Below are 23,432 nucleotides of genomic sequence, written 5' to 3' on the forward strand. Positions count from 1 at the left end.
AGTAGGTCACCGCCGGACAATCTTTGGTTGCAGAAAGGGCTCCACGCATGACGCGTGGGGCCCTTTTCGCGTTTCGGGGCCCTGCGCGTGGCGCGTGGGCCCTTCTTTTGCGTTCCGGGTCGTTTCGGGGGTTCGGGCGTGCGGAAGGGCAGAATGACGTCCCGCGGAGCGGTGTAGTTTCCCATCCGCTAAGCCCTGTGCGCCCCCGTAGGAAACACACACCGATTGTTGTCCACCACTGGATGGGATACCACCGAGCCGCCAGGGCGGCAGTGGAGCTGTGCGCTGGGATTTCTGGTCATCGGTGTGAGCTCGGTTTATCTTGGGTTGCCAAGCGAAATAGCTGGTCAGCTGCTTAAAGGCGTGTCAGGTACGTAAGGCTGGTAGGTGCGCAGCAGCCAGGCGTAGCGGGCCATCTTGACAGAGAGAGGGGGCTGAGATCAGCAAGACGATGGCCCGGGCAGAGATGAGGACCAGGTCTGGGATGACCATCGCAGCCGGCCGCCCCCTCTGTATCAAGCCGCGGCCCGCAGGTGCTGCTGAGCCCATTCCTCGAAGCTGGTGAGCGAAAGGCCGAGCTCCCTGGCGTACTGCGGGCGGGCCGGCTGGCCGGCTATGTTCATCCACTCGTGTGAGGCGCCCATCGCCGGCATTCCGGCGGCGAGTGCCTGCTCCTCGGTCATGTCCGGCGCGGACAGGTGCGTGCCCAGCGCGCGGGAGAGGACCTCGGCGATCTCCGTCATCGACAGGTAGTCACTTGCCAGCTCCAGCTCGACCCCGTGGAACCGCTCCGGCTCGGCGATGGCTGCGGCGGCTGCCCTGCCGATGTCGTCCACCGCGGCGAGGGAGAGCCGTGTGTCCGGCTTCACGACGCTCACCAGACCGCCTTCAACGCCCCGCGGGAACAGGAAAGCCATGGACGGCAGGAAGTTCTCCATGAAGAAGCCCGGCTTGAGGATCGTCCAGCGGGAGAAGCCAGCCGCGCGAACCCGGTCCTGGATCGTGCTCTTGGCTCCCAGGCTGGCGTCCAAGGAGCCCCAGCGGCCTGCGATCCAGCCAGGAGCCTCGGTGTGCTGACCGGCGCCACTGGTGGACGTGTGTACGAACTGCGGCACTCCCGCAGCCTGCGCGCCTTCGATGAGGTTGACGGCCTGGGCCACCTCTCCGTCGAAATCGAAACCTTTGGCGGCCAGGGCGGGCATCTGAACAGAGAAGACGGCGCGGACACCCTTGGCGGCCCGCACCACCGAATCGCGATCGTGGAGATCACCGGTGACCAGATCGGCGCCTAGTGCCTCGACGGCCTTGGCTCGCTCGGTGTCGGGGTAACGCACCAGGGCGCGTACGGGAACGCCTGCAGCGAGCAGGGCTCGGGCGGTGGCGCCGCCCTGCCTGCCGGTGGCGCCGGTGACCAGGACGGGTGCGGAATCTGCAGACATGGTGCTCCTCAACGCTATAAACGGCGGGGGCCGCCGTTTTCTGTGCGATACGATATGGCGGGTCCCGCCATTTAGCAACCCTGGAGATGACGCCCATGCCCGACCGCCAGCGCGCGGACGCCCGGCGCAACTACGCGCGCATCCTCGCCGTGGCCGAGGAGGAGGTCGCCGCGTACGGGGCCGGCGCCTCCCTGGAACAGATCGCGCGCATCGCGGGGGTCGGCTCGGCCACCGTACGCCGCCACTTCCCGACCCGCCGGGCGCTGCTGGAGGCGGTCTCCCATCAGCGCATCGAGGCCCTGGCCACCCGCGCCCGCGAGCTAACAGGCAAGGGTGACAGCCGTGACGCGCTCCTGGAATGGCTCAGTGACGTCGTCGCCTACTGCGTCGCGGCCCGAGGGCTGGCGGCGGCGCTGGCCTACGACGGGGCCGAGCCCGACCCCGTACACGAGAACACCTGCTCGGCGATGATGACAGAGGCGGGGAACCCTCTGCTGCAGCGCGCCGTGCAGGACGGGGCGGTGGCGGAGGGCGTCACCGTCGCCGACCTGATCGCGCTGATCGTGGGCGTCGTCCTCGCGACGGAGCACCACCCTGACCCGGCGGCCCGTGCGGACCGGCTGTTCCGGCTGGCCGTGGCGGGCCTGAGCCCGCAGGGCTGAGAAGCCTGCTCGAAAGACCGTCCCTCGTCCTGCCTGCTTGATACGAGCCGTCAGGCGGCGAAGCGGCGGCGGGCGAACTCGAGTGGCCGATGGCCTCCCACGCTGGCCAACGGCATGGTACCCGATGGCTGCCAGAGGCCAACGTGACTGCGGCGACGCTGACGTACGACGCGTACGACCGGGCACTGAGGGAGATCGTTGTCAAGAGAAGGGGTTCCACAGGTGACCAACATGCCTGACAACCCCAGATAACCTGTCCGGCATGTTCCTCGGGAGCCCACTTGCCTCACATGCCTGACGCCTTCTCGGCGCCCTAGATAACCGGGACGGTCAGTGGAGCTGTGCGTCGGGATCTCTGATGGCCGGCGTGAGCTGGGGCAGTCAAGCGATCTCCCATGATGCGTACACGCCGAACCCGTTCCCCGGCAGAGGTCCGGCCTCGAAGGTGCCGCCGTACAGCGTGGCCCGTTCACGCATACCCGCGAGTCCGTGTCGGCCCACCTCACCCGGCAGGCGTCGCTGCCCCGGCCCGTCGTCGACGACGGAGATGCTCAATATCCCATCGACGACCGACACGCCGGCCTGGCAATGGGCGGAAGCAGGTCCCACGTTGGCAGCCGTCGCTCAGGCTCCTTCAACCGGGCACCAAGAAGTCCGACGCCTGCCCGCGCGGCCGCCCGGGGAGCTGAACCGGATTGAAGCCCAGTTCACCGCGCTGCACGAGTTCACTCTCAACGGCACCGACCACGCTTCCCACCGTGAGCAGGGCAGCATGCTCCGCCGTTACATCGCCTGGCGCAACCGCCGCACCCAAAACGAGCGCCTACGCAGGATCATCAAGAGGACAAACGTAGCCTGGCACGGCACTAGCCGCCCACCGCCTGGAGGCCGGTCATCCGCCGATCCCAAGGCCGGGCGGGCAGGCGACGCTCTCGACGGAGCCATCGGGGCGCTGGAGCTCGCACCCACTCGTACTACCGCCGCCCCAGAAGCCGAAGCCGTCCCAGACGCCGAAGAAGAAGACCACGCCGATCACGATCGCGATGAGCCCGGCGACTATGCCGCCGTAGCTGCCGCCGGTGTTCTCCGCGGGCATGGCCGTGGTCGGGTCCTGCGGGTCGTAGAGCACCTCGGTCTCGTCGCCGGTGCCGAGGTTGGAGGTGGTCGCCGCCTCGGTAGTGATCTCTCGTCCCTCCAGGGTCGTGAAGGTCAGGACCGGCCACTGGTTTGCCCGCAAGTGCTCGCCTCGTCCCGTGAACCTGGTCCGGACGTCGCTGACCACGCCTTGCACTCGCTGCGCCTGCTGTACGAATCGCCTGCCGTTGATGATCCCTCTGATCGAAACCAGAATGAGCACCAATCCAAATGCCACGAACAGCAATGGGAGGTACTGGAACAGGTCGTTCAACGCAGATCTCCTCGGGTCGGTCTGCACGTTAGAACGTTTCGGCGGACCATGGGTTCCCGTCGTCGGTGGAGTGGTGGACTCCGTACGCGAACCCGCTCAGCCACCTGAGGAGCGTCAAGTGATCATGCCGACCGAGACGAGATCCCGTCGGCGTAGCGCGCGAACAGGGCAAACCCGATCTGCTGCGCCACTAGGTTGTGGGAAACGACACGAGCTTGCGGGCTTCCTGCGGTCCCGTAGGGAGCGGGTCACGCCAGCCGAAGAGCGTCGGGATCAAGGAGCTGGGGCGGCGCCGAGTGGCGGGACTGCGCCGCGAGGAGGTCGCGCCACTGAGGCGGGAGGGTGCGGCTGCTGGCGAGCCGGGCGCTCTCGCCGGCATACGACTTAGGGGCGCTTCCGGACGTAGGCGGGCCTCAAGCTCGTTTTCTCCGCCGGCCTCGGGCAGCGGTTGTGGTGATAGCCGCGCCGTGACCCAGGCAGTGCGACAAGTACAAGGCGGGCGCAGGTCTTCTCGGTGTTGAACGCCCGCGACGACGTGCGCAGCCCCGCCAGGTAGGCGGCCGCCGCCCTGGCCTCGTGAGCTGACACTGATGCGCTGAGAGGGGTCACATCCCGAAGCCCTAGCATGGAACTTGAAGATCAGAATTCCGGGAGAGGCGCTGTGACGACCGAAAACGATCTGCGGCACCTGCGGCGATGTGTGGAGTTGGCGACCGAGGCACTGGAGGTGGGAGATGAGCCGTTCGGGTCCGTGCTCGTGTCCGCTGATGGGATCGTGCTCGCTGAGGATCACAACCGCGTGGCCGCAGGCGACAATACCCGGCATCCGGAGTTCGAGCTGGCTCGGTGGGCCGCAGCGCATATGACGGTTGAGGAAAGGGCGGCCGCGACCGTTTACACCTCTGGAGAGCACTGCCCGATGTGTGCGGCCGCGCACGGGTGGGTCGGGTTGGGGCGCATCGTGTACGCGAGTTCGTCGGAGCAGCTTGCCGGGTGGCTCGCCGAGTTGGGCGTTCCCGCGCCGCCGGTGCGGACACTGCCGATCCAGCAGGTCGTTCCGGGTGCTGTGGTGGAGGGGCCGGTGTCGGAGCTTGCGGCCCAGGTGCGGGAGCTGCACCGACGTCGTCACAGTGCCTCTGGCTGAGGTCCGCCCGGTACGGACGTCGTCACAGCGGTCCCCGGATACCCGCGATACGGGCTCGGCAAGTCGGTCCCGTCAAATTGCAGGTCCCGTCAAGCGTGCGGGTCCCTGCCAACAGCCCACTCATCCCGTCAGACGTGCAGCTCCCCCCGTCAGCACCCGTGACCGCTCGCCCGGCCAGGTGTCCGCGAGCGCGTCGTACGCCCGCGTACGGATTGCGCCGGGGCCGAGCTCTGCCTGCCGCGCGAGGCCGCGTTCGTAGCGCTCGTTCACAGCGCGACGCCGTGGTAGGAGGTGAAGGCGAGGATGCGGTGCCAGGCGTCGGTGCAGGCGTCCTGCCACTGCTCGTAGGAGTCGTCGAAGAACGAGTGCGGGGCGCCGTCGTACACGTGCTTCTCGTACGGCTTGCCAGCCCGGTCGAACTCGCCGGTCAGCGTCGCGTACTCCTCCGGACTAGTGGCCACGTCGTCTCCCGCGAGCAGCATGAGCAGGGGTGCGGACGGCTGGCCCGCGCGGTCGCCGACGAAACGTGGCGGCCCGTAGAAGCCGACGGCTCCGGCCAGGCCGAGCCCGGCCGAGGCCAGCCGCCAGGAGTAGCCGCCGCCGAGGCAGAAACCGACACTGAACAACGGGCCGGGGTGCCAGCCGCGGATCGTCTCCGCGGCGGTGGAGGCGTCGAGTTCGACGTGTTGCGGTTCGAGCAGGGCCATGTGGGCGTACCCGTCGAACGCTTCGTCCCGGGGAGCGATGCCGGCGCTGCGGCCGTAGTAGTCCATCACCAGGGTGTGGAAGCCGGCCTCGGCGAACCGCTGGGCCAGGCGCGCGTAGAACGGGTGGAAACCCCGCACATCGGGCATCAGCAGCACGTTGTTGCCGTTGGGGACTTCCGCGGCCGCCCGGTAGACCAGGAAGCGGTTGCCGTCGGCGACGGCGAGTTCCAGCGGCCCGTGCTCGGCCACCCCTCCGGTGACGGCGGGAGCGGCCGGGGGCTTACTGTCGAGGTCGTGGCACATCGTGGGGTTCTCCTTCTCCCGGTCTGATGGGGTGGAAGCCTGCCAGGGGCTTCGGCGGGTGTCCCAGGCCCCGTGGATCCGGGTACTGGCAGGGCCACCCTTCGCGGTGGAGGAAGCCGACATACTGGGTTTCGTGGGAGAACGACAGGAGCTGGCGGGTTTCCTGCGATCACGTAGGGAGCGGGTCACGCCGGAGAGCGTCGGGATCAGGGGGCTGGGGCGGCGCCGGGTGGCGGGGCTGCGCCGCGAGGAGGTCGCGCAGCTCGCCGGGATCAGCGCCGAGTACTACCAGCGGCTGGAGCAGGGGCGAGCCGCGCATCCGTCACCCGAGGTTCTCGACGCCATCGGCGCCGCCCTGCGCCTCGACGACGTGGAGCGCGCGCACCTGCGTACCCTGGCCGGTCCCGTACGGGAGCGGCGGCGCGCGGCGCCCGCCGCCGACGTCGCCCGGCCGGAACTGGTCGGCATGCTGGATCTGATCCGCACGCCCGCCATGGTGATCAACGACCGGTTCGACGTCCTGGTGGCCAACGCCGTGGCCGCGCGCCTGTTCAGGTTCGACGAGGGCCGTCCCAACCTGGCCCGGAGGCTTTCCTGACCCCAGACGGCAAGAACCTGTACGTGGACTGGGACCAGGTCGCCGCCGAGACCGCCGGGCAGTTGCGGGTCACGTTCGGGAGGTATCGGGAGGACACCGAGCTGGCCGGGCTGATCCGCGAGCTGCGTGAGAAGAGTGCGACGTTTCGCGCGCTATGGGGTGGCGGTGACGTCAGCATGCGCACACATGGGGTGAAAAGCTTCCGGCACCCCGCCCTGGGCATCGTGAGCTTCACCTATGAGCACTTCGTCCCTGCCGGGGACTCCCGGCAGCGGCTGATCGTGCTCGTGCCGGTCGCGGGCAGCGCCACCGAGGCGGCGGTGCAACTGCTCGCGAGCTGGGCGCTCTCGCCGACGTACGACTAAGGCGTACGACTAATTGGCGCTTCCGGACGTAGGCGGCGGCCTCAGACCCGTTCCTCCGCCAGCCCTGGACGACGGTCGTCCCATCGCACCGCACGTGCGGTCCGGTCAAAGTACAGTTCCCCCGTCCAACATCCAGGGTCCGCTCATCCCGTCAGACGTGCAGTTCCCCAGACAGCACCGTGACCGCTCGCCCGGCCAGGTGTACGCGGTCCCCGTCCAACCGCACGTGCACAAGCCCGCCCCTGGCCGACAGTTGCGCGCCCACCATGGTGTCCCGTCCCAGCCGCTGCCCCCAATAAGGGGCCAGCGCGCAGTGTGCCGAGCCCGTCACCGGGTCCTCCGGCACCCCCACGTTCGGGGCGAAGAAGCGGGAGACGAAGTCGGTCGATGAGCCCCGCGCCGTGACGATCACGCCACGGGCCTCGATGGTGGCCAGTGCCGCGATGTCGGGTGCGAGTGAACGTATCGCCGCCTCCGATTCCAGCTCCACCACCAGGTCGAGATTGCTCCTCCCGACCTGCACCGGTGCAGCTCCGAGTGCATTTTCCAACCCGTCGGGAACGGCCGCCGGTGACACTTCCTTCGCCGGGAAATCCATCGTGATCATGCCGTTGGCCATGCGATTCACGGTGAGAGTTCCGCTCGCCGTACTGAATTCGAGCTGACCGCCGGCCGCACCTGTGGAATAGAGCACATGTGCGGTGGCCAGCGTGGCGTGGCCGCAGAGGGAGACCTCGACCGCGGGGGTGAACCAGCGTAGCGAATCGCCGAGCAGGAAGGCGGTCTCCGACAGGTTCATCTCCGTGGCGACTGCCTGCATCCATGACTCGGGAGAGGGCGAGTCCAGCAGGCACACCGCGGCCGGATTGCCCCGGAAAGAAGTGTCGGTGAAGGCATCTACAGTGAACACGCGCATGTATCGAGGCTATCGGGGGAGAGATATCCAGGTGATACCTGGCCGCTAGCCGTACAAAATGGAATTAGTTGTGGGCGTGTCGCACGGCGAACTTCTCGTCGTCGGTTAACGTCCAATGGTGGGACGTGCCGATTGAGGTGAGTTCCTGAGGAAAGGACAAGCCGATGGGGGCAGTGCGCAAGGTGGTGAGCTACCTTGGCCTGGGCGGGATCGACCACTACGACGACGGCTACGACGACGAGCAGTACGAAGAGGAGTACATGCCGGCGACGGAGCGGGCGGCGAGGCGCTGGCGTTCGACCGCCGACTCGTCACGAATCGTGATGGTTCAGCCGCTCAAGTACAACGACGCGCCGATGATCGGGCAGCACTTCCGTGATGGCCAGACGGTGATCATGGACGTGACGGGCATGCCGATGCCGGAGGCGACCAGGATGGTCGACTTCGCGGCCGGCCTCGCCTATGGCTGTGAGGGTCGGATCGAGCGCATCGCCGACCGCGTGTTCCTGCTCGCGCCGGCCCACGTGGAGATCGAGAGCTCCTAGGCCGCGCGCGGGCCGCGACGGATCAGCCGGGTGAGCTCGGCCGAGTCGTCCGCGGCCTGTTCCGCTCGCGTGACCGCCTCACGCGCGTATCCGTGCAGCGCCCACACCGCGCCGTCGGCCAGCTCCTTGAGCTCGGCGATCTGCGCGGCCACGTAGCGGGCGTCCGATTCAACGGCCTTGCGGCGCCGCCAGAGTTGCCAGCCCGCCAGGCCAAGCAGTGCCACCCCCGGTGCGGCGAGTACGGGCACCCCCAGCCCGTCTGCCAGCAGCGCTCCGAGGAGCAGACCGACCCCCGCCACGATCAGCGCGACGGCCGCCCATGGCGGCCGTCGCCGCATCGTGCCCTGGTCCACGATCTCGCGTTCGGCCGCCGCGAGCGAGGCATCGTCTGGCCCCTCGGGGTGCAGCTCGATGTCATGGCCGAGCAGTGACACGGTCACCGTGTCGGGCGGCGCGAGCCGGCTGTCGGATTCGAGCTCCTCCGCGACGCCGCGCAGGATCGGGCCCGCCACGTGCAGGGCGAGCGCCGCCAGATGCGGATCGGCGCCGGGGCGCAGGTCGTCGAGGAGGTGCGAGCTCAGCGCGGCCATCGGTCCCGCGGGGCCGCCGAGTCCGATGAGCGAGCGGAGTACGGCCAGCGGCTCGTCCTCCTCCCACGCGGCGGCGGGGCTGCCGGAGCTGTTGGTGAGCGGGGTGGAGGAGTCGTGCTCGGCCTGCTTCGCCGAGGTGATCTCCGCGCATCGGGCACGCAGCCGGGCGAGCCGCGCGGCGGCCTGGACGGGCGTGGCGAGTTCGGGGATCTCTGCCATCTCCGGGAAGTCGAGCAGCGAAGGGGGCACGACCACCGACGGCTCGCCGGGGAGGAGCGCCTGGGTCCACTGCGCCGCGTCCGCGTGCTCGGGTACGGCCACCGCGTCGAGCTTGCGGAGCACGAAGATCTTCCCGGCGGGGCCGTACGCGCCCCTGGCCGCGGCCAGCCAGAGCGCCCGCTGACCGTGGGTGACCGGCTGGTCGAGCGACAGGTCGCCGAATGCGGTGCCGAGCCAGGAGGCGTGGATGCGGCTGCCGTGACCAGCGACGGCCAGGGCGAGCGCCAAGAAGAGCGCGGTCTGCTGCTGGTCGCGCCCGGCCGCCTTGCTCAGCGGTGCCAGCGGGTCGTCACCGGCGAGGATCGCCACCAGCGCTTCGACGGCGGGTGGCAGCCAGTAGCCAGGTTTGTCGGGAAAGTCGGGCGGGGCCGGGGGCGCGGCGCCGTTGGCGGCCAGGTGAGACAGCAGCGCCTCGGCATATCGGTGCAGCTCGGTTGCTGCTTGGGGGTCGGCAGTCAGGTCCGTGCTCAAGGCAGAGAACTCCCCCATAGTGGCCTCAGTTCATGACCGCGTAAAGCCTAGCCGGGGGGCGCGCCGTCCAGGTGGAGGCGCGCCCGCACGTGCTACATGCGCTCGGGCACCGGGACGCCGAGCAGATCGAGCCCCGTCTCCAGGACCCGCAGGGTCAGCGCGCAGAGAGCGAGCCGGTGCGCCTTCGTCTCGGCGTCGACCCCGTCCTTGGCCACCGGGCACTCCTCGTAGAAGGTGCTGAAGAGGCTGGCGGTCTCGAACAGGAAGGCGCAGAGCCGGTGCGGCTCCGACAGGCCCGCGACCTGCTCCACCAGTGCGCCGAAGCCCAGCAGGTGGAGGGCCAGGGCACGCTCGGCGGGCTCGCCGAGCACGATGTCGCCGGTCGCGTCGGCCGGTGCCACGCCCGCTCTGCGGAAGATGGAGCGGATCCGAGCCGTCGCGTACTGCATGTAGGGGCCGGTGTTGCCGTTGAAGCCGAGCATGCGGTCGTAGTCGAAGACGTATTCGCTGTCGTGACTGACCGACAGGTCGGCGTACTTCACGGCGCCCATGCCCACGGCGTGCGCGATCTCGGCCCGCGCGGTCTCGTCGTAGCCGCGGTCGGCGATGGCCGCAGCGGCCCGGTCGACCGCCTCCTGCAGCAGATCCATCAGCTTGATCGACTCGCCGGACCGGGTCTTGAACCGGCGCCCGTCCTTGCCCAGCATCATGCCGATCTGGACGTGCTCGGCCGAGGCCGTCTCGGGCAGCCAGCCGGCCAGCTTGGCCGCCGCGAACACCATGCGGAAGTGCAGCGCCTGGTCGGCGCCCACCACGTAGAGCATGCGGTCGGACTTGAGGTCGTCGACCCGGTAGCGGATCGCCGCCATGTCGGTGGAGGCGTAGCCGTAGCCGCCGTCGCTCTTCCTGACGATCAGGGGCAGCGGCTTGTCGTCGGAGCCGGTGAAGCCGGGCGGGAAGACGCAGAGCGCGCCCTCGCTCAGCACGGCGACCCCGGCGGCCTCCAGGTCGTCGCAGGTCTTCTCGAGCATCGGGTTGTACATGCTCTCGCCGGCGATGTCGGCGTCGGTGAGTGTGACGCCGAGCATGCCGTAGACCTTGTTGAAGTAGCGGATCGTGGCGTCCATGAAGACGTGCCAGAGCCGCAGGGTCTCCGGGTCGCCCGACTGGAGCATGGTCACCCGCTTGCGCGAGCGGACCTTGAACTCCTCGCCGCCGTCGAACTGGCTCCTGGCCGCCTGGTAATACTCGGTGCCCATGCCGGCTTCGAGCTGCGCGACGGCGGCCTCCTCGCCGATGTCGAGCAGATGCTCGATGAGCATGCCGAAGGGCGTGCCCCAGTCGCCGAGGTGGTTCTGTCTGATGACGGTGTTGCCGAGGTGCTCGTGCATGCGGGCCAGCGAGTCGCCCACGATCGTAGTGCGCAGGTGGCCGACGTGCATCTCCTTGGCCGCGTTGGGCGCGGAGTAGTCGACCACCACCGTCTGCGGCGGCGTGGCGAAGCCGACGCCCGCGCGCGGGTCGTCGAGCATCGTGCTCGCCTCGGACTCGATCCACGAGTCGTCGAGCGCGATGTTGAGAAAGCCGGGACCGCTGACCTCGACCGTGCCGGGGAAGTCGGACAGCTCCGCGGCGATGGCCTCGGCGACCTCCCGCGGCGCGCGTCGCAGTCGCTTGGCCAGGCTCATCGCGACGTTCGCCTGGAAGTCGGCGAACTGGGAGGGCCGGATCAGCGGATCTGCGTCGGCGTACTCGGAGCCGAACGCGTGCGCCAGCGCCTGCTGGACGCGCTCGGTGAGCACTGTCTGCGGGTCGGTCATGGTCTAAGGGTACCGGCGACCTTGACCGCCACGCTGATGCCCGCGGCAGCCACCACGGAGATGCCGACGGCGGTCAGATCGTTGCTCAGATCGCCGGGTTCGAGGGCGAAGAAATGGCGGATGAAGGGGATCGCGAGGGCCAACGCGAACAGCCCGGCCATGGCGCCGATCATGGCGATCCGCCCCAGGGTGAGCGGCTTGGTGATCAGGATGAGCACCCACCAGGTGGTGAGGAAGAGCGCGATCGTCGCCGACGTACGATCGTCGATCAGGGTGGAGGTGCCGCTGTGCGCGGCCCAGAACGCCAGGAACACCGCGCCCGCGCAGAGCAGCCCGGCGGGTATGGCGAAGCGCAGCACCCGGGGCACGAACCCGGGCTTGGCGCGTTCGAGTGTCGGCGCGAGCGCCAGGACGAACGCCGGGATGCCGATGGTCAGCGCGTTCACCAGCGTGGAATGGCGCGGCGCGAACGGGAACATCAGCCCGAGCACCCCCGTGAGCAGCGACAGGGCGATCGCGTAGAACGTCTTGGTGAGAAACAGGTTCGAGACCCGCTCGATGTTGGCCAGCACGCGGCGGCCCTCGCCCACCACGTGCGGCAGTGAGGAGAACTTGTCGTCCAGCAGCACCACCTGGGCGACGGCCTTGGTGGCCGGACTGCCCGCGCCCATCGCGATGCCCAGGTCGGCGTCCTTCAGCGCGAGCACGTCGTTGACGCCGTCGCCGGTCATCGCCACGGTGTGGCCGCGCGACTGGAGCGCGCCGACGAAGGCGCGCTTCTGCTGCGGGGTGACGCGGCCGAACACGGTGTGGGTGTCCAGCAGTTCGGCCAGCTTGGCCGGGTCGTCCGCCGGCAGGGTACGCGCGTCGATCGCGCGATGGCCGTCCGGAATCTCCAGGCCGGTAGCGATCGCGGCGACGGCGTCAGGATTGTCGCCGGAGATTACCTTGACCGTGACGCCCTGCTTGGCGAAGTACTGCAGGGTCTCGTGCGCGTCGGGCCTGATGCGCTGCTTGAGCGTGACGAGCGCGACGGCCTCCGCCGTTCCGGCGGCGGCCTTCTCGGTCCCGGCGGCCGACGCCACGCTTGCGGACGCCAAGCTGTCCAAGCTGTCCGTACGGCACAGCGCCAGCACGCGGGCGCCGGTCGAGGCCAGCTCGGCGGCCCGCTCGTAGCCGTCGGCGGTGGCGTCGAGCAGGACGTCGGGGGCGCCGAGCAGCCACACCCCGTGGGGGCCGAAGTCGGCGCCGCTCCACTTGCGCGCCGAGGAGAACGGCACGACATCGACGGCCGTCCACCCGTCGGCCGCCGCGGGGTAGCGGGACTGGATGGCCTTGGCCGTGGCATTGGGCCGGTGGTCCACGTTGGCCAGGGCGGCGAGCGCGTCGTGGATCGGCCCGTCGCTCAGGGGGAGTACCTCGCCGAGGTCCATGCCGCCCGCGGTGAGCGTGCCGGTCTTGTCGAGGCAGAGCACGTCGACCCGGGCCAGGCCCTCGATCGCGGGCAGCTCCTGGACCAGGCAGCTGCGGCGGCCGAGCCGTACGACGCCGACCGCGAAGGCGATCGAGGTCATCAGCACCAGACCCTCGGGGATCATGGTGACGATGCCGGCGACCGCGCCGGTGATGGCGGTGCCGAAGTCGGCCGAGTTGCGCAGCTGGCTGTAGATCAGCAGCGTGCCGATCGGGATGACGAGCCAGGTGATGTACTTGATGAAGTTCGTGACGCCGTCACGCAGCTCCGAGCGCGCGAGGTGAAACCGGCTCGCCTCCTCGGCCAGCCGTACGGCGTAGGCGTCGGTGCCGACCTTGGTCGCGACGAACGCGCCCGAGCCCGCGACGGCGAAGCTGCCCGACTGCACCTCGTCGCCCGGCAGCTTGTGCACCGGATCGGCCTCGCCGGTCAGGAGCGATTCGTCGATCTCCAGTCCGTCGGACTCGACGACCTCGCCGTCCACCAGCAGACGATCGCCGGGCCCGAGCAGGATCAGGTCGCCGAGCACCACCTGGTGAGGCGGGATCTCCTGGTCGCGGCCGTCCCTGCGGACCGTGACCGGCGCCTCGTTGATCACCGCGAGCTTGTCGAGCGTGCGCTTGGCCCGGAACTCCTGCACGATGCCGATCAGCGCGTTGGCCACGATGACCAGCCCGAACAGTCCGTCCTGCCACGCGCCGAAGATCAGTACCAGCGCCCAGAGCACGCCGATGACCAGGTTGAACAGGGTGAAGACATTCGCCCTGATGATCGCGCCGAGCGACCTGCTCGACCGGCGCGGCACATGGTTGGTCTTCGCCCCCGAGACCTGTGCTGAAGTTAAGCCGTCCACACAACCCCCAGATTTGTGGATCCGCCACAGACTATGGGGTTCTCAGGCGATGCGGGCGGTGTGCGGCCGCGATTCTGTCGCCGATGCGCGCCACGACGCCCTGCGCCGACAGGTCGGCGGCGAGCCGGCAGGCGGCGCTGATGCCGGCCGCTCTGGACGAGCCGTGCGCGATCACCACGGTCCCGTTCAGCCCGAGGAGTACGGCACCACCATGGGCCTCGGCGTCCAGGCGGCTGCGCAGCTCGCGCAGGCGTGACCGCTGCAGGAACGCCCCCAGCCTGGCCGCCCTGCTGTCGTCGATGGTCCGCCGGAGCTCGCCGAACGCGTAGCGGACCGCGCCTTCCATGGTCTTCAGCGCGACGTTGCCGGTGAAGCCGTCGGTGGTGATCACGTCGGCGATGCCGGTCAGCAGGTCGTGGCCCTCGATGTTGCCGATGAAGTTGAGGCCGGGGGAGCCTTGCAGCAGCTCGTGGGCCCGCTTGACGATCTTGTTGCCCTTCTCGGCCTCACTGCCGATCGTGAGCAGGCCGACCTTGGGCATGGAGATCTCGTACGCCAGCTCGGCGTAGACGGACCCCAGATGCCCGAACTGCACAAGCATCTCCGGCTTGACCTCGGCGTTCGCGCCCGCGTCGAGGAGCAGCGTGGGTTTCGGCAGCGTGGGCAGCGCGACGGCGATGGCCGGCCGGAGCACCCCCTGCTGGGCCTTGAGCCTGAGCCGGCCCGTGGTCACGATCCCGGCGGTCGAGCCCGCGGACACCACCGCCGACGCGTCGCCCCGCCGTACGAGATGGCAGGCGATCGCGATGCTGGAGCGGGGGCGGCGCAGGCTGGCCAGCGCGCCCTCGTCCATCGCCAGGGCCTCCTCGGCCCGCACGATGGGGATCTCCTTGGTCGCGTCGTGGTCGGCGAGCGCCTCGTAGAGCACCTTGGGCGAGCCGACGAGCACCACCGCCAGCCCGCGCTCGCGCACGGCGTGCACGGCCCCCGCCACGATCTCGTGCGGCGCGTGGTCGCCGCCCATGGCGTCGAGCGCGATCGGCCTGGTGTCGGACAAAAGGTCACCTCGTACGGCTCGCGGAGCGTTCCTGTGGTGCGGCCGGAACGCGGTCGCGCCGCGGTCGGCCCCCCGTTTCGCCCCCGTCCGCATCGTAGGCAGGGTGTCCGCCGGGCCGATCGGCGGGTGGCCGGGTCAGCCGACGCTGTTCAGGTTCCAGTCGGAGACCTCGCGCGAGACGATGACCTTGGAGAACATCGACCGGCCCGTGACCCGGATGAGCGGGCCGTCCTCGCGCGTGCCGCCGCTCACGTGGCGCTTGCCGAACATGGAGCCGCCCTCGTCGACCACCTGGGCGTTGTCGGGCACGAGCACGATCAGCTTGCTGAAGCGGGCGTCGGCCTCGATGGTGATCTCCCGGCCGGGCAGCACGGCGTCCGTCAGGTCGATGATCAGCGCGCCGAACGTCGCCGACAACTTGGTGTGGCGGGAGGCGACCCAGCGGCCCTTCCTGATCACCTTGCTGAACGTCGAGTCGATCGTCTGCTGCTCAATACCGAGGGCCACCATGTTTGGCGCCGACACATCGGGCAGGTCAGAGGTGATGGGGACCAACTCTCCGACGGTCTTGGCCGTGTAGGCAGCGTCGAGGCGGTCCGCGTGTTCGAGGCTGGTGAGCCTTCCGGTGGCGAGGGCCTCACCGAGCACAGCGGCCACGCGGTCGCGATCGGCGTCGGAGGCGCGCATAACGGGATCAGAGGTCACAATTTGCCAGTCTATTCCCTATCGCGATATGTCGCGAGTGGTCAAACCTCAGCGAAAACTTGGAGACCAATGGAACCGGGGACGCCGTGCATAGCGTCCGGGTATAAGAACCGTAGACGCATGACAGGCGCCAGAGGTTTACAGCGGATCGAACAAAAAAGATGGGAAAGGCTTAGTGATCTTGAACCAGGCGGGCACGCGCCGCTTCAGGGCGTACACGTCCAAGCACCTCGACGAGCTCCTGCGACGTGCGGGGCTCGACGATGAGCAGCGGCTGAAGGTACGCGCCGTCGCCACCGTGCTGCCCTTCCGGACGAACGCCTACGTTGTGGACGAGCTCATCGATTGGTCGGCAGCGCCCGACGATCCCATATACCGTCTCGTCTTTCCCCAGGAGGACATGCTTCCGGCCGCGGACGTCGCGAGGCTGGCCGACCTGCTCAAGGCCGAGGCGCCCAACGTCGAGATCCAAGCCGAGGCCAACCGGGTGCGCGCGCAGCTCAACCCGCACCCCGCCGGGCAGAAAGAGCTCAACGTCCCCCGGATCGGCGCGGAGCCGGTGCCGGGGCTGCAGCACAAGTACCCCGAGACCGTGCTCATCTTCCCCAAGCAGGGGCAGACCTGTCATGCCTACTGCACCTACTGCTTCCGATGGGCGCAGTTCGTCGGCGACGCGGACCTGAAGTTCGCCTCCGACGACATCGACCAGATGGTCTCCTACATCCGCCACAACCCCCAGGTCACCAGCGTGCTGATCACCGGCGGCGACGCCATGATCATGGGTGAGCCGGTGATCAGGCGATACATCGAGCCGCTGATCGGCCTGGAGCAGCTGGAGTCGATCCGGATCGGCACCAAGGCGCTGGCCTACTGGCCGCAGCGGTTCGTGTCCGACCCCGACGCCGACGCCACGCTCGAACTGTTCGAGCAGGTCGTGGCCGGGGGCAAGAACCTGGCGTTCATGGCCCACTTCACGCACCCGCGCGAGCTGGAGTCGCCGCTGGTCGAGTCCGCGGTCAAGCGGATCCTCGGCAGCGGGGCGACGATCAGGACCCAGGCGCCGCTGATCCGGTCGATCAACGACGATCCCGCCATCTGGTCGGGCATGTGGCGGCGGCAGCACAGCATGGGGATGATCCCGTACTACATGTTCGTCGAGCGCGACACCGGCCCGCAGGACTACTTCGCGGTTCCGCTCGCCCGCGCGTACGAGGTCTTCAGGGAGGCCTACTCCAAGGTCTCAGGGCTCTGCCGGACCGTCCGGGGGCCTTCCATGTCGGCCACCCCCGGAAAGGTGTGCGTCGACGGTGTGACCGAGATCGCCGGTCGGCGGGTGTTCGTGCTCCACTTGATCCAGGCCCGCGACCCCTCTCTGGTCGGCCGGCCGTTCTTCGCCGAGTACGACCCGACAGCGGTGTGGCTGACGGACCTGCGTCCGGCCTTCGCCGATCGCTTCCCGTTCGAGGTCTCCGTGGAAGACATGCTCGTGCCGGCCTGAGCGGTCAAGCGCGTGCCCCGCAAGCGGAAAGATTGAGCCCCCGGCCCGTGGCAATTGTTTTCCCGACCGTTGTCGACGGGCCGTCGGGGCGCCTCTTCTGAATGCGGGTGACGTCAACGGAATATCGGACATACACCCCGGCTATTTCCCGATTTGTCTCCCGACTCGACACCCCTCCCATGACCGCCTCTGGGCTGCTGAAGGCCGTGTGACGTGGACTTTCCGTAGCCTGCGCTCGGCCGACCGCGGTGATACAACTGCGTCAGTAGCTCAGCCGGGACGGCGCGCTTCGTGTGGTGCCCATAGCGTGTACGCCACGGCATTCGGGGGTTATCGAGACGCATCTCAGCTTTATTCGAGAGCGCTCGATCACGAGCCGGGAAGGCAAATCATGAAACGTATTATCAAGACGGCGGTCGCCGTCGCGGGATTGGCGCTGGCCGCGGCGTCGTTCGCGTCGGCCGCCCAAGCTGAGGCCCGATACTCCGCGGTCGGGAGCCTGCCGGGGGGCGGTGACCCGATCCAGCCTCTGGGCGGTGTGAACGGCCTGAACGGCTTGTCCGCCGGGGCCAAGGTCAGTGGGGTTCTCGACACTGAGGTGTCCGGCCCGCGAGCCGCCTCCGAGCGGACTGAGGGGGTCGCTCTTCGGGCCGTTCCCCAGCGGAGCGCCGCCACCGAGGAGGTCTCGCCGTACTTCGGCGGCCGCCTGATGAGTCCGCCGCCGAGCAAGCGCACGGGGCGGCACGCGGATACGCCCAGGGGCGGCCGCATGGACGGGCCCAGGGGCGGGCCTATGGATGGGCGCATGAACGGCCCCCTGGACGGCCCCAGGGGTGGACCCATGAACGGGCCCATGAACGGGCCCAAGGGCGGGCCTATGAACGGCCCCAAGGGCGGCCCGATGAACGGGCCCATGAACGGCCCCAAGAGCGGACCTATGAACGGCCCTAAAAGCGGACCCATGGATGGGCGCGTAGATGGGCCCAGGGGCGGGCGCATGGACGGGCGCGCGGACGAACCCATGGATGGGCGCGCGGACGGGCGAAGGGACGGGCGTTGGGGCTGGGGCGCGGACCCGCGTGCGCATGGGCGTAGAGGCTGGGGCTCGGAGGCGCATGCGCATGCGAGCACCCATACAGGCGCTCACGCGGAAGCCCAGGCGGGCGACCACCCGGACGGACGTGCGGACGCACGTGCGGGTAGGCGCAGGGACCGGCTCGAGAACCGGTTTGAGGACCGGCTGAAGCACCAGCTCGAGAACCAGTTTGAGGACCCGCGCACGGACCCGCGCAGGGACCCGCGCACGGATCGGCGTACGGGCGAGCAGGCGGGCGTGGGCGAGGTGCCCGGTGCCGCGCGCCTGGCGGAGCCGGTCGCGTCCGTCGACGAGATCGCCCCGCTCGTCGAGGACGCGTCCCACGCGGTCTCGACCTACGGGAAGAAGGCCGCCGGGAGCCTCAGCGGCTCGGTGGCCCCGCTCGCGGGCACCACTGAGGCGACGGCGGACGCTGTCTCGGGCTTCTCCCGCACGGCCGATCGCGGCGTGATGGCGATCTGACCCAGGGTGGTCGCGGTGTGGTGGCGATCTGACCCAGCCTGGTCACGGTGTGATGGCGACCTGGCAGAGGTGCTGATCGCGAGCTCACCCAGCCTGATCGCGGCGTGATCGCGATCTCGCCCAGGCCGATCGCGGCGTGATCGCGATCTCACCCAGGCCGATCGCGATCTGGCCGAGGCTGATCGTGGTCTGATGGCGATCTGGCCGAGGCGCCTTCCGGATGTCGGCCGTTCGAGCCGTAGTGGCGGTTCGCGAGTGTCATAGGTGCGTGCGCTCGGGAACGGGCCGTGACGGCCACGAGACGGCGCGTCCGGCGGGAAACATGATCGAGGGTCGGTGCGTCCCCTGAAACGTGGGACGCACCGCCACAGAACCGGCGTGGCCGGTCGGCGAGCCCCAACGGTGCCGGGGTGTTCGACACGACCGTCGCGCATACGTCACGAGCCGCCCGCGAGAGCGGGTGGTCTTCTGGCCGGCCCGGGCGGACGCGCCCGGGCATGGGCCGCGCCCGCGCACCGCCACACTGCAGGGCTGTGGCGCCGCGTGAGTCGCGGCCCGCCGCCGGTCCCGGATCCCCGGGGCCGGCGGCATCGTCATTTCTACAGCAGGCGGACGCCGGTGCGGCGGGCTATTTGGGCCTGCAGCCTGGCCATCTGCCAGTGGAGGTCGATGAGTTGCTCGGTCAGTTGGGCCCGGGGAACGTCTGCCACGTCCTCGACGGCCAGATGGTCGATCGCGGCCGCTAGCTCTCCCATCGCGCGCTCCCACTCCATCGGCGTCCTCGTATCGAAACAACGTTCGAATGATATCGGAACACCGGCCACGGTGTCAGTTATTTGCCCCGCGAGTCGCGCGGGCATGACGGCGGGCATGACAGAACCGCGGACGCCTGACGGAGGCGTCCGCGGGAGCGGCGGGGGTCAGCCCTGGTTGAGGGGCGAGGATCGGCCCAAGGGGATCGGCCCTAAGGGATCAGCCCTTGTTGTAGGCGGCGAGGACTTCCTTGGGGTCGCCGTCCATCTTGATCTTGCCCTTGTGCAGCCAGATGACCCGGTTGCAGGTCTCCTCGATGACCCTGAGGTCGTGGGCCACGAGGAAGACCGTGCCCGCCGACTCGCGGATCTGCTTGATGCGTTCCTCGCTCTTCTTGCGGAACTCGCGGTCGCCGGTGGCCAGGGCCTCGTCGATCAGCAGCACGTCGTGGGTCTTGGCCGAGGAGATGGCGAAGCGCAGCCGGGCGCCCATGCCGGAGGAGTAGGTGGACATCGGCAGCTGGACGAACTCATCGATGCCGGAGAAGTCGACGATCTCCTGGTATTTCTCCCGGACCTCGCTCGGCGTCATGCCCATGGCGTAGCAGCCGAGCACGATGTTGCGCTCGCCCGTGAGCTCGCGCATCAGCGCCGCGTTGACGCCGAGCAGCGACGGCTGGCCGTCGGTGTAGACGGCGCCCGAGTGCGGCGGCAGGAGGCCGGCGATGGCGCGCAGCAGCGTGGACTTGCCCGAGCCGTTGCGGCCGACGACGCCGATCGCGTCACCGTGGTAGGAGACGAAGGACACGCCCTTGACGGCGTGCACCTCCTTCATCTGCGGCCGGCCCTGGCGCTTGACCAGCCGCGTGAGGGCGTTGACCGCGTTGCCCTTCTCGTTGTCGCTGGCCGCGCCGTAGACCCGGTAGACGATGTGGAGATCGTCGACGATGACCGTGGGCGTGCCCGTGGGGACGTCCAGAGGCCGCTTGCCGGCGGGGGCCGGGTTGGGGTGCACCCTGACGTCCTTGTTGGGGGCGTCCGCCTTGGGGACGACCTCGCCGGGGACGGCGGGCTCCTGGCCCTTCACCTGTGACAGCTCCTTGGTCAGTTCAGCCACGCCCGTACCTCTCCTCAGCTCGCCAGAAGTACCAAAAGCCGAAGCCGAGTGCGAACACTGCCCAGAATACGCAAGACAGCACCACCATCATCGGGGGGTTGTGCCCATTCTCCGGATGGTAGGTCTTGATGAGGATGTCGCGCATCCACTCGATGTAGGAGGCCGCGGGATTGAGATACATCACGTTGGCCACCCATTGGGGCAGCTCCGCGGCGTGGACGACCTTGTCCTGGATCGAGAAGAAGACGCCCGAGGCGTAGAGCCAGGTGCGGGTGATGAACGGCAGCAGCTGGTTGAGGTCGCGCATGGAGGAGCCGAGCCGGGCGATCACCAGGCCGGCGCCGATGTTGAACAGCGTCTGCAGCAGCAGCACGACCGGGATCATCAACCAGAACCACGTGGGCCATTCGCCGGTGACCACCACGAGCACCAGGAGCACGCCCATGGAGATGGCGAGTTGCTGGAGCTCTTGGATCGTGTAGGCGAGCGGCAGAGAGGCCCTGGGGAAGTGGAGCGCCCGGATCAGCGAGAGGTTGCCCGAGATCGACTTGGCCCCGGCGGTCACCGTGCGCTGCGTGTAGGTGAAGACGAACATCCCGGTCAGCAGGAAGGCCGGGTAGTTGTCGATGTTCTTGCTGCCGCCGAGGATCAGGCCGAACATCAGGAAGTAGATGGCGGCGTTCAGCAGCGGGGTCAGGACCTGCCATAGCTGGCCCAGAGCCGAGCTGGAGTACTTCGAGACGTTGCGCGAGGTCGCGTACGTCAGGATGAAGTGTCGGCGCTCCCACAGCTGGCGCACGTAGACAGGGAACCTCGGCCGCGCGATGGCACGGCGAAGCCCATATCTCTGGGCGAGCTTGGCCAGCGGCTCCCCGCTTCGGCCGCCCGCCTGGGCGTCCGCTACAGCGGATTCCGGCTGGCTCATGGCAAGGACTCTATTGGATCCGGCTCGTTGAGGTGTCTGCCGCGACGGTTCGCGACAGACTGTTGGACGGTGTCCCGCGTTGACCGGTTCCAAGGCTGGTACCAGGGCATGCCAAGACTCGCTCAACCGTAGCTCAGCGACACGCGGGATGGCGGCTAGGGCGCGACCAGTGGCGCCAAGGGGGTATTTTTCATCAGCTGTTCACGTCCCGTAGTGTCCGCTTTAGAGGTTCTTCGGTGGCTTTAGTGCTCTATGCGAGAAATGACTGTGACGTTGGATAAGCGCACGTGTGACCGAACTGCAACGCGCCAGAGACTCCCTGGTGGCAAGTAGTAAGGGATAGTCGCGATCGACTGGCAGGGCGTCGGCTGGTTTGACCAGGTCAGCCAAACCCGGGGGACGACAAGGAACCCCCGTCAGGCTGCTCACGATCATCGCAGCTCAGCGCTTACGCCCACCTGTTTGAGGGAGGAATCTTTTTACCATGCGTGTTACTAAGGGCGCACAGATCGTCGCCGGTACCGCGCTGCTAGCCCTCGCGGTCGCCGCGTGTGGCGGCGGCGGATCCACGACCGGCAACACCGCGTCGAGCGGAGGCGGCGACACGCCGGTCCGCATGGAACTGGGTGAGCCGCAGAACCTGCTGGTCCCGTCGAACACCACGGAGTCCGAGGGCGCTGAAGTCCTCGCTGCGGTGTTCGAGCCGCTCGTCAACTACGACGAGAACAAGCAGGTCGTCCTGGCGGCGGCTGAGTCGATCGAGAGCACCGACAACAAGGTGTGGACGATCAAGCTCAAGCCTTACACGTGGCAGGACGGCCAGCCTGTCGTCGCGCAGAACTACGTCGACGCGTGGAACTACGCGGCCAACCAGGACAACGCTCAGGGCGCCGGCTACTTCTTCGGCCGCGTCGAGGGTTACGCCGACCTCAACCCTGGCGAGGGCAAGCAGGTCACCACCAAAGAGATGAAGGGCCTCAAGGCGGTCGACGACTCGACGCTGCAGGTCACGCTCACCGCGCCGTTCTCCCAGTTCAAGACCATGCTGGGCTACACCGCGTTCTACCCGCTGCCCAAGGCCGCCTTCGGCGCCGACGGCAAGGTGACGGCGGAGTACGGCGAGAAGCCGATCGGCCAGGGCCTGTTCAAGCTCGACAAGCCCTACAAGAAGGGCACCGACCAGTCCATCGACCTGTCGGTGTACGACAAGTACCCGGCCAAGAAGCCGGCTGGCTGGACCAAGCTGCAGTTCAAGCTCTACAACAGCTCTGAGACGGCCTACAACGACCTGCAGGCCGACAACGTCGACATCCACGACTCGCTGCCCGCCTCGGCGATCTCCAGCGCCAAGACGGCGCTCGGCGACCGCTACCAGGACCAGCCTGACGCCGGCGTCGGGTACATCGGCTTCCCGCTGAAGTACAGCGACGAGTACAAGGACGTCAAGGTTCGTGAGGCCGTCTCGATGGCCATCGACCGGAAGACCATCGCCGAGACGGTCTTCAGCGGCACCCGTTCGCCGGCCGACGACTTCATCAACCCGGCCATCGACGGCTACCGCCAGGGCGCCTGCCAGGCCTGCCAGTACAACCCCACCAAGGCCAAGGAGCAGTACGCCGCGGCCAAGGGCCCGGCGAAGCTGGAGCTCGGCTACAACGCCGACGGTGGGCACAAGGAGTGGATCGAGGCCGTGGCCAACAACCTCCGCGCCAATCTCGGCGTCGAGGTGACGGTCAAGCCGTTCGAGAAGTTCGCGAGCATCCTTGACGCCCTCGACAAGAAGGAATACAAGGGCCTGTTCCGGATGGGCTGGGCGATCGACTACCCGTCCGCCGAGAACTACCTGACGCCGATCTTCTCGACCGGCGCCATCAAGACCGGTTCGAACTACGCGGGCTACTCCAACAAGGCGTTCGACGAGACGGCCGCCAAGGGCGACCAGGCGGCGACTCCGGAGGAGGGCCTGAAGTTCTACCAGCAGGCGGACGACATCCTCATCAAGGACCTTCCGTACATCCCTGTGTACTTCTACCGTAACAACTCGGGATACTCGACCAAGGTCAAGAACGTCAAGATCAACCTGCTCAACCAGGTTGAGTGGGCCGACGTCGAGAAGGCCTGACGCTGTTCGCGGGGGCGGGCGCCTAGCCGCCCGCCCCTCGAGAGCCCGCCACGAAGGCAGTCATTGGGGGCCGTGAGAACCCCAGGTCCCGGCGACTGCCTTCTTGGCATGTACGGGAGGCTTG

19 protein-coding genes and 1 pseudogene are annotated in these 23,432 nt (G+C 68.4%); 7 read left to right on the forward strand and 13 right to left on the reverse strand.

The genetic code is table 11. The features are described 5' to 3' along the window. Nucleotides 1–515: 515 nt before the first annotated feature. Nucleotides 516–1,439, reverse strand: a complete 924-nt coding sequence (locus tag ACIBO2_RS58110) for an NmrA family NAD(P)-binding protein (protein WP_358557882.1) — start codon at nucleotides 1,437–1,439, stop codon at nucleotides 516–518. Between the two features lie 95 nt (nucleotides 1,440–1,534). Between ACIBO2_RS58110 and ACIBO2_RS58115 the strand changes: the two genes are divergently transcribed. Beyond that, complete coding sequence (locus ACIBO2_RS58115) at nucleotides 1,535–2,101, forward strand: TetR/AcrR family transcriptional regulator (RefSeq protein WP_358557880.1); 567 nt, start codon at nucleotides 1,535–1,537, stop codon at nucleotides 2,099–2,101. 381 nt (nucleotides 2,102–2,482) lie between these two features. Here ACIBO2_RS58115 and ACIBO2_RS58120 read toward each other — a convergent pair whose 3' ends face one another. Further along, a complete protein-coding gene (locus ACIBO2_RS58120) occupies nucleotides 2,483–2,677 on the reverse strand; it encodes a hypothetical protein (RefSeq protein ID WP_358557878.1) in 195 nt (64 codons plus the stop codon). A 316-nt stretch (nucleotides 2,678–2,993) separates the two neighbouring features. After that, complete coding sequence (locus tag ACIBO2_RS58125) at nucleotides 2,994–3,509, reverse strand: DUF3592 domain-containing protein (RefSeq protein WP_358557876.1); 516 nt, start codon at nucleotides 3,507–3,509, stop codon at nucleotides 2,994–2,996. A gap of 661 nt (nucleotides 3,510–4,170) precedes the next feature. Here ACIBO2_RS58125 and ACIBO2_RS58130 point away from each other — a divergent pair. Next, nucleotides 4,171–4,653: a nucleoside deaminase gene (locus ACIBO2_RS58130; RefSeq protein ID WP_397305291.1), complete on the forward strand. Its 483-nt coding sequence runs from the start codon at nucleotides 4,171–4,173 to the stop codon at nucleotides 4,651–4,653. Between the two features lie 266 nt (nucleotides 4,654–4,919). On the opposite strand, the gene ACIBO2_RS58135 is transcribed toward ACIBO2_RS58130, so the two are convergent. Then, entirely contained in the window at nucleotides 4,920–5,663 is a 744-nt protein-coding gene (locus tag ACIBO2_RS58135; protein ID WP_358557872.1) for a dienelactone hydrolase family protein, read from the reverse strand. Between the two features lie 133 nt (nucleotides 5,664–5,796). Between ACIBO2_RS58135 and ACIBO2_RS58140 the strand changes: the two are divergent. Beyond that, nucleotides 5,797–6,626 (forward strand): annotated as a pseudogene (locus ACIBO2_RS58140) (helix-turn-helix transcriptional regulator). 151 nt (nucleotides 6,627–6,777) lie between these two features. On the opposite strand, the gene ACIBO2_RS58145 reads toward ACIBO2_RS58140, so the two are convergent. Then, a complete protein-coding gene (locus tag ACIBO2_RS58145; protein ID WP_397305294.1) occupies nucleotides 6,778–7,542 on the reverse strand; it encodes a PhzF family phenazine biosynthesis protein in 765 nt (254 codons plus the stop codon). Between the two features lie 164 nt (nucleotides 7,543–7,706). Here ACIBO2_RS58145 and ACIBO2_RS58150 point away from each other — a divergent pair, with 164 nt between their 5' ends. Beyond that, complete coding sequence (locus ACIBO2_RS58150) at nucleotides 7,707–8,087, forward strand: cell division protein SepF (RefSeq protein WP_225302506.1); 381 nt, start codon at nucleotides 7,707–7,709, stop codon at nucleotides 8,085–8,087. On the opposite strand, the gene ACIBO2_RS58155 is transcribed toward ACIBO2_RS58150, so the two are convergent. The 5 genes from ACIBO2_RS58155 to ACIBO2_RS58175 all read right to left on the reverse strand — a co-directional run bounded on the left by ACIBO2_RS58155 (nucleotide 8,084) and on the right by ACIBO2_RS58175 (nucleotide 15,318). Continuing rightward, complete coding sequence (locus tag ACIBO2_RS58155) at nucleotides 8,084–9,427, reverse strand: hypothetical protein (RefSeq protein ID WP_358557865.1); 1,344 nt, start codon at nucleotides 9,425–9,427, stop codon at nucleotides 8,084–8,086. The two genes, ACIBO2_RS58150 and ACIBO2_RS58155, sit on opposite strands and share 4 nt — an antisense overlap. Before the next feature lie 92 nt (nucleotides 9,428–9,519). Then, a complete protein-coding gene (gene argS, locus ACIBO2_RS58160) occupies nucleotides 9,520–11,247 on the reverse strand; it encodes an arginine--tRNA ligase (protein ID WP_397305295.1) in 1,728 nt (575 codons plus the stop codon). Then, entirely contained in the window at nucleotides 11,244–13,574 is a 2,331-nt protein-coding gene (locus ACIBO2_RS58165; protein ID WP_397305297.1) for an HAD-IC family P-type ATPase, read from the reverse strand. Before ACIBO2_RS58165 ends, argS begins: the two co-directional genes overlap by 4 nt. Nucleotides 13,575–13,605: 31 nt before the next feature. Further along, a complete protein-coding gene (gene plsX / locus ACIBO2_RS58170; RefSeq protein WP_358557859.1) occupies nucleotides 13,606–14,631 on the reverse strand; it encodes a phosphate acyltransferase PlsX in 1,026 nt (341 codons plus the stop codon). 135 nt (nucleotides 14,632–14,766) lie between these two features. Further along, the gene (locus ACIBO2_RS58175) at nucleotides 14,767–15,318 is read right to left on the reverse strand and encodes a DUF1707 domain-containing protein (RefSeq protein ID WP_358557856.1); all 552 of its coding nucleotides are present in this window, start codon (nucleotides 15,316–15,318) and stop codon (nucleotides 14,767–14,769) included. A gap of 193 nt (nucleotides 15,319–15,511) precedes the next feature. On the opposite strand from ACIBO2_RS58175, the gene ACIBO2_RS58180 reads away from it, so the two are divergent. Then, nucleotides 15,512–16,834 carry a lysine 2,3-aminomutase gene (locus ACIBO2_RS58180; RefSeq protein WP_358557853.1) on the forward strand — a complete coding sequence of 441 codons (1,323 nt, stop codon included), beginning with the start codon at nucleotides 15,512–15,514 and terminating at the stop codon, nucleotides 16,832–16,834. 391 nt (nucleotides 16,835–17,225) lie between these two features. Beyond that, nucleotides 17,226–18,392, forward strand: a complete 1,167-nt coding sequence (locus ACIBO2_RS58185; RefSeq protein WP_397305298.1) for a hypothetical protein — start codon at nucleotides 17,226–17,228, stop codon at nucleotides 18,390–18,392. 599 nt (nucleotides 18,393–18,991) lie between these two features. On the opposite strand, the gene ACIBO2_RS58190 is transcribed toward ACIBO2_RS58185, so the two are convergent. The 3 genes from ACIBO2_RS58190 to ACIBO2_RS58200 form a co-directional block, all read right to left on the reverse strand. Further along, nucleotides 18,992–19,147 carry a hypothetical protein gene (locus ACIBO2_RS58190; protein WP_225302514.1) on the reverse strand — a complete coding sequence of 52 codons (156 nt, stop codon included), beginning with the start codon at nucleotides 19,145–19,147 and terminating at the stop codon, nucleotides 18,992–18,994. 217 nt (nucleotides 19,148–19,364) lie between these two features. After that, on the reverse strand, nucleotides 19,365–20,261 hold the full coding sequence (locus ACIBO2_RS58195; protein ID WP_358557848.1) for an ABC transporter ATP-binding protein: 897 nt from the start codon (nucleotides 20,259–20,261) through the stop codon (nucleotides 19,365–19,367). Next, on the reverse strand, nucleotides 20,254–21,186 hold the full coding sequence (locus ACIBO2_RS58200; RefSeq protein WP_358557845.1) for an ABC transporter permease: 933 nt from the start codon (nucleotides 21,184–21,186) through the stop codon (nucleotides 20,254–20,256). Before ACIBO2_RS58200 ends, ACIBO2_RS58195 begins: the two co-directional genes overlap by 8 nt. Nucleotides 21,187–21,670: 484 nt before the next feature. Here ACIBO2_RS58200 and ACIBO2_RS58205 point away from each other — a divergent pair, with 484 nt between their 5' ends. After that, nucleotides 21,671–23,308 carry an ABC transporter substrate-binding protein gene (locus ACIBO2_RS58205; RefSeq protein WP_358557842.1) on the forward strand — a complete coding sequence of 546 codons (1,638 nt, stop codon included), beginning with the start codon at nucleotides 21,671–21,673 and terminating at the stop codon, nucleotides 23,306–23,308. Nucleotides 23,309–23,432 lie beyond the last annotated feature (124 nt).

The organism is Nonomuraea sp. NPDC050022 (genome assembly GCF_044460705.1).
Taxonomy (GTDB): Bacteria; Actinomycetota; Actinomycetes; order Streptosporangiales; family Streptosporangiaceae; genus Nonomuraea.